This is a genomic window from Ralstonia sp. ASV6 (assembly GCF_016429285.1).
Lineage (GTDB): Bacteria > Pseudomonadota > Gammaproteobacteria > Burkholderiales > Burkholderiaceae > Ralstonia > Ralstonia flaminis.
Genome location: NZ_JAELUI010000216.1, coordinates 1 through 5,942, shown reverse-complemented (window position 1 = coordinate 5,942; position 5,942 = coordinate 1). Strand labels below are relative to the sequence as shown.

Below are 5,942 nucleotides of genomic sequence, written 5' to 3'. Positions count from 1 at the left end.
GGTCTGTACTGATGCGCGCCTTGCCAAATGCGAGCGCCGGATTCGACTCTCCCGGGCGCGCATCCGCTGGCAATACGGCTCGATAGGTCGAACCGATCTCCAGTTCGCGCGGCACCGCAACCGCGCTGGGGAATGAAACGCCGTCAACCGGCAGATAGTGTGGCGTTTCCAGCGTAACGGACAACGTGCCACCAGCGGCACCGGCACCCCCTGCAAAAGCACGCAGCGTCCCGTCCACCTGCAAACCCGTGAACGACGCGAGCGAGATCGTGCCACCGTCCCCCGCCAGCTCGACCGGCCGTGCAGTCTGCCCTGCAGACAACGAAGCACCAGCCCCCTCCGTCACATCCACAGTGATGTGCGCGCCGGATGCCTCCAACAGCGCACCGGGGCGAATCACGATGAACGCGTTAGCAGCCGGCGCTGTCCCGCCAGCCGTTGCAGGCCCCCTCGGGCCGATTGCGATCGTGCCACCGCTACCTGCCTGACCATAGCGACGGCCGTAGCTGTCCACCGCGCTGACGGCACGTGCACTCACATCCAGGACTGCGTGATCGCCGATCCAGATCGAGCGGGCGAGGTCGACGTAATCCGCACGCCCGTTGGCACCGTCGGTACCATTCATCTGCAGCACATTGATCGTGCCACCCGGTGCGGTGATCGCCCCATCAATGGTGATCTGCCCCGGCGTCTGCAGCGTGATCGTCTGCCCGGGGTCCACCACAATGCGCGCCCCCTGCCCCACCTGCAGTTGTGAGCCTACGGTCTGATTCAGGCTGCTGTTCGACTCCAGCGTCAGGCTCGCCCCGCCGCGCTGGATCAGCTTGGCGTTGACGGCATCTTCTTGATACACCGGCGGCGCCCACAGCGTGAGCACATCGGCGGGGTGCGCGCCCGTGGCAACGTTGCGCGCGGCATCCGGCACAAAGTAGACCGGCATTTCCACATTCAATGCTGTGCCCGGCGCAACGGTCAGGCCGCGATACCCATTCACGTCGTAGGCCGAGAAGCCCTGACGGAAGAAGTCCGGCGTGAGCAGCAACTGCCCGCTCTGCACGCCATTGCCATCAGACACGAGCACCTTGTCTGCCGCCACCAAGAGCGTGCCGCCGCCATTGACGCCATAGCCCTTGATCGTGCTGCCCAGTTGCAGCGTGCTGCCATCCGCCGTTGCAGGGGCGAACGGGGGCGTGTTGGCCGTGAGCGTAACGTTGCCGCCCTTGCCGCCGCGCACGCTGCCGTTGGCCAAAATGCCCGCCCCCGACGACACGTCGATCGTGCTGCCGGTTGCCAGCGCAATACCCTGCACGCCTTCCATGCTGACATTGCCGCCGTTGAGCCAGGCCATGCCGGCCACGGTGGCCGGATCCAGCGCACCGTTCACCCACAGGCCACTCACGTCCACCGTGGCACCTTGCGCAAGTGTGATGCGCGACTTGCCGTCCTTGGTTAGCGCTGCCGCTAGCGTGGCCGGATTCGCGGCACGCAGCACGTTGCTGAGCGTCACGTTGCCGCCGTGCGCCACCACATCGGCATTCACGTCGATGGACGATGCCGACACCGACACCGCGCCACCGTCGGCCAGCGCCAGACGCTTGTCGATGGTCACATTGCCCTGCGACGCGATGGACAGCCCGCCAAGCCCCATGTCGTTCAAGCGCTGCGCATCCAGCTGGATCGTGTTGATGCGGTCTGCCGGCAGCGCGTCGGTCAGCGAGATCGGCCCCGCCGCTGCAACATCACCAATGCGAACCTGCGTGTCGTATGCACCGGCCAGGCCGTAGCCGTCATAGCGACCAATCCGCAATGCGGCAGGAATCGCCACCGCGGTCTGCGCCTGCATGTAGCCATCGGTGGCGGCCGCCGAGCGCGCCTGGGTCTGGCGCGGCCCGTTGTAGACCGCGCTCACGATGTCGCCATCGACCACCGCCGTGGGCGTGGAGAGGATCAGCTGCCCCGCATCGCGCCCGGCCGTATAGCCGTTCTCCAGCTTCTGGCGCGGCGCGATCAGCGGGCTGTAGAAGTACTCGGTGGTCTTGCTGCCCCAACGTGGGTGCGCCGCTTCAAAGCCCTGATACACGCCGGCGTACAGCACATCCATCGGTGCGGACGAGGCATCGTAGAGCTGCCCGTCACGCCCCTTGAGGAAGGTCTGGCGCAGATAGCCGCTCTGCACATCAAGTGAGCCGCCCGACAGGTTGATCGACGAGCCGCGTTGCGTGACGACCTCCTTGCCGCCCAGCGTGACGGTGCCACCCTGCGCAGCCCACTCGCCGATGCTGTGGCCGGTGTTGTCGAGATAGCCGCCCACTTCCAGCAAGCCGCCTGCGGTGTAGTAACGGTCCTTGTCATACACGCCGGGCTTGGCGGGCACGTAGATCAGTCGACGGCGGTCGATCCACACGTTGGCGTTGTTCAGCACGCCGCTGTCGCGGTTACCCGGCGCATCACGTTGCTCGTTGCCTTGCACGTTCACCTGAACGTTGTTCGACTCCATCGACACCTGCACGCCCACCGCACCGCCCACGTCGAGCCTGGCGCGATCGGTCACCAGCGCGCGGCGCGCGGCGCTCACTTGAATCTGCCCGCCGGTTGCCAGCGACAGCGAGTTGTCGGCGAAGAGCACATCGCCGCCGGAAACGATCTCGATGCGCGACAGGTCACGACGGTCCGACAGGCGCGAGAGGTTGTCGAATGCACCCGGCGCGGTGTCGGCACGCAGCTTGTCTTGCGCAGCAGAGTCCTTGAGCAGCGCATTGCGCTGGCTGTCGAGTGCGGTGGCCGCGTCCTGTTCTATCAGGATGGCGGTGGTCGCACCGGGTCCAACCGTTACGCGGCCCTGTGTGTCGGCAGCGGAGTTCAACAGGTGGATCGTGCCGCGCGTGTTGACGGTGGTGGTGGAGATGGCCACGCCGTTCTGCGCCACGTCGCGCCCCGCCAGCGTGATGTCGCCCTGGTTGGCGACGATCAGGCCGCTGTTGACCACGCGCCCTGCGGTGCTGTCCGCCACAAACTGCGGGGCAATCTCGTTGCCGCGCGTGGTGGACATGGTGTTGCCGTCCGTGCCCACGCCCTTGCGGATGATGAAGTTGTCCCCTGCGGCCAGTTGCGTCTGGCCCTTGGGTGTGTTGATCGTGCCGGCGTTCTCCACCTCGGTGCCGACCAGCAAGACGTAGCCGCCGCCCTGCGTGACGGACTCCGGCGCACGTGTGTTGATCTGCGCGCCCGCCTCCACCTTGATCTTGCCACCCGCGTTGGTGAACGTCGGTGTGGCGTTGTCACCGTACAGACCCTTGCGGAACTGGTCGTCGGTGACGTTGGCAGCGGCGGCTACTAGGTTGCGCGTGTCGACCTGACTGCTGCCCGTGAAGATCACGCCGTTGCGGTTAACGATAAGCACCGTGCCATCGGCCTTGATCTGGCCACGGATCTGGCTGGGCCGCCCGTTCGGATCATTCACGCGATTGAGCACCGACCAGTTGGACTGCTGCTGGTACTCCACCGTCGTGTTGCGGCCGACGTTGTAGGTCTCCCAGTTCAGCACGGCCTTGTCGGCGGTCTGCTGGATGGCCACGTTCACACGGCCGTCCTTGTTGGACTGCACCGGCGCGTTGGCGTTGACCCAACCGCGTGTGAGCGAATTCGTATCGACCTTCAGGCCGCCATCGGCCAGACCATCCGGCACGTCTGACGAACCGCTGAGTGCGGCTTGCCGCGCTGCATTCTGCGCAGCCTGCTGTGCCGCAATGGCTGCGGCCACACCGTTCAGGTGGGCCAGCGACTGCTGCAATTGCTGGCGGGCTTGTTGCGATTGCTGCTGCGGGTCGTTGATCAGCGCGACCGGCGTGCCGTTGGGTAAGCGGCCGGTGGCGGCGGCCGTGTTCTGTGCTGCGCCGCGCTCGGCAAACCAGGCACCGCTGAAGGCGCGCGTTTGCGCGTGTGCGCTGGCCGCCAGCAGCGTCAGTGCCGCCGCCTGCACCAGCGGCTTGATCCGCCACATGCGGACTGACCGCTTGCCATGCGCGCGCCGACGATGCGACAGAAACGTGACGGAAGAAGACTGGGCGGGCTGGCTCGGCTGCATGTCAGGAGGCAAACGGACGATCGGACGGCGGCCGCGTCGTTCACATCCGTGCGGCCTCTCCTGCTATGACGAAGGTCACAAGCCGAACCCGCAATGACAGAAATATGGCAATGCGCGATGCTCGCGCAGGTGCGTGCGCCTTACCCCAGCAGCACGATGCCGCCCGGCAGCTCCGTCACGCTGGCACCCAGCACCTCACGAATCTGCGCAAACACCGTGTCGAGCCGGTCGATACGGAAGCGCCCGTTCAGGCGGCTGCGTGCGAGCTTGTCATCCATCACCAGCACATGACCGGGGCGATAGCGGTTGATCTCGCTCACCACATCGGACAGCGGCGTCTGACGGAACACCAGCACGCCATTGCGCCAGGCCGATGCGGTGGCCACATCGGTTTGCTCGACAGCACCCAGCGCGTGCTTGTCGTAGATCACCTGCTGATTGGCCGTGAGCGTCAGGCTGCGGCCGCCCACTTCCACACGCACGTCGCCCGACAGGCAGGTCACGCACACGCGCGCATCAAGGTTACGCACCTCAAAGCTGGCCTGCGTGGCAATCGCACGACCTGGGCCCGCCGCCACAACAAACGGCTGCGCCGCGCCATGCATGCTGTTGACGGCGATCTCGCCATCGAGCAGATCCACGCCATGCAGCGCACTCGCATCACGACGCAGCGCCACGCTGGTATGCGTGTTCATGTCGATCGTCACATCCGTAGTGAGTGCCACCTGGCGCTGCTCGCCCGTCTTGGTGCGCAGGTCTGCGGCCAATGCGGGGAACGCGCCCCACAAACCCGCCGGCGCAACAACGGCTACCGCAGCCCCCGCTGCCGTCGCGAAGGCTCCGCCCAGAAAAGCACGACGGCCCAACGTGGGCACGCGCCGCGTCTTGGCGGTTTGACGACGCCGCACAGCCTCACCTGCGGGGCCGAAGTCTTTCCACAACTGGCGTGCCTCAGCAAAGGCAGCGGCGTGCGCATCGCTCGTGTCGCACCAGCGCTTGAGTGCCTGTGCGTCAGCCACGGTGGCCTCGCCCGAGGTCAGACGGCGCACCCACGCATGCGCATCGCGGCGCAGCGTGTGCGGAATCTTCAGCGTCGTCTTGAGGGGTTCGGGTGCTGCCTTCATGCGTTCAACCATCTGTCATACCGCCGTTCTTGTTGCGGCCACGGCTTGCCTCTGCCGCCACTCCGACGGTCTTATCGGTATGACGAATCCCGCCACACAAACCCGCAAGCTTTTCGGAAGATTTTTTTGGGCGTCCATTGCCTTGGCAGGGTCCGCCGCGCCAAGGCGCATGGCTATCGGCCAAGCTTGGCGGCGCAGTGCTCCTGGGCGCGTTGCAGCTCCAGCTCTACCAGCCGCAGCGAAATGCCAAAGCGCTCAGCCACCTCGCGCTGCGGTGTGCCCTCCAGGCGCACAGCCAGCAGGATGTCGCGGCGGCGCTGGGGCATCTGCTCCATCGCGCGGATCAGCGCGTCGAGCTCGGAGTTGGCTTCGGCCACCTCGGCCGGACCAGGTGTGGGGCTGACCAGTTCGAGCATGGTCTCGACCTCGCCCACGCTCAGGCGGCGATCTTCGGCACGCTGTTGGTCGATGGCCGCGTTGAAGGCCATGCGATAGAGGTACGCACCGGGGTTCTGTACCGGCTCGATGGCATCGGTGCTGCCATTGCCCTCCAGGCGCAGCCAGATGTCTTGCAGCGCGTCACCGGCCAGATCCGGATTGCCCAGCCGGCGAGAGAGCAGGTATTTCAGGTGGCTGTAGCGCTCCACCAGAAAATCGCGCAATACGGCGCGGCCGCCGTCAGCCATGACGCCCCCCCGCTGAAATGACGGAGACCGACACGGCCGGCGCAACAC

The 5,942-nt window shown here is 66.1% G+C and carries 3 protein-coding genes; all 3 read right to left on the bottom strand.

What is annotated here, in order from left to right; all coding sequences use genetic code 11:
* The coding region (locus JHD73_RS25900; RefSeq protein WP_199033030.1) for a filamentous hemagglutinin N-terminal domain-containing protein at positions 1-4,084 on the bottom strand (4,084 nt) is incomplete at its 3' end.
* A 140-nt stretch (positions 4,085-4,224) separates the two neighbouring features.
* Complete coding sequence (locus tag JHD73_RS25895) at positions 4,225-5,208, bottom strand: FecR family protein (RefSeq protein ID WP_199033029.1); 984 nt, start codon at positions 5,206-5,208, stop codon at positions 4,225-4,227.
* Positions 5,209-5,381: 173 nt separating this feature from the next.
* Complete coding sequence (locus JHD73_RS25890) at positions 5,382-5,894, bottom strand: RNA polymerase sigma factor (RefSeq protein WP_199033028.1); 513 nt, start codon at positions 5,892-5,894, stop codon at positions 5,382-5,384.
* Positions 5,895-5,942 lie beyond the last annotated feature (48 nt).

Bases quoted from the DNA above. Each gene is read 5' to 3' on its own strand.
- JHD73_RS25890 (WP_199033028.1), bottom strand. From the start codon at position 5,894: ATGGCTGACGGCGGCCGCGCCGTATTGCGCGATTTTCTGGTGGAGCGC.
- JHD73_RS25895 (WP_199033029.1), bottom strand. From the start codon at position 5,208: ATGAAGGCAGCACCCGAACCCCTCAAGACGACGCTGAAGATTCCGCAC.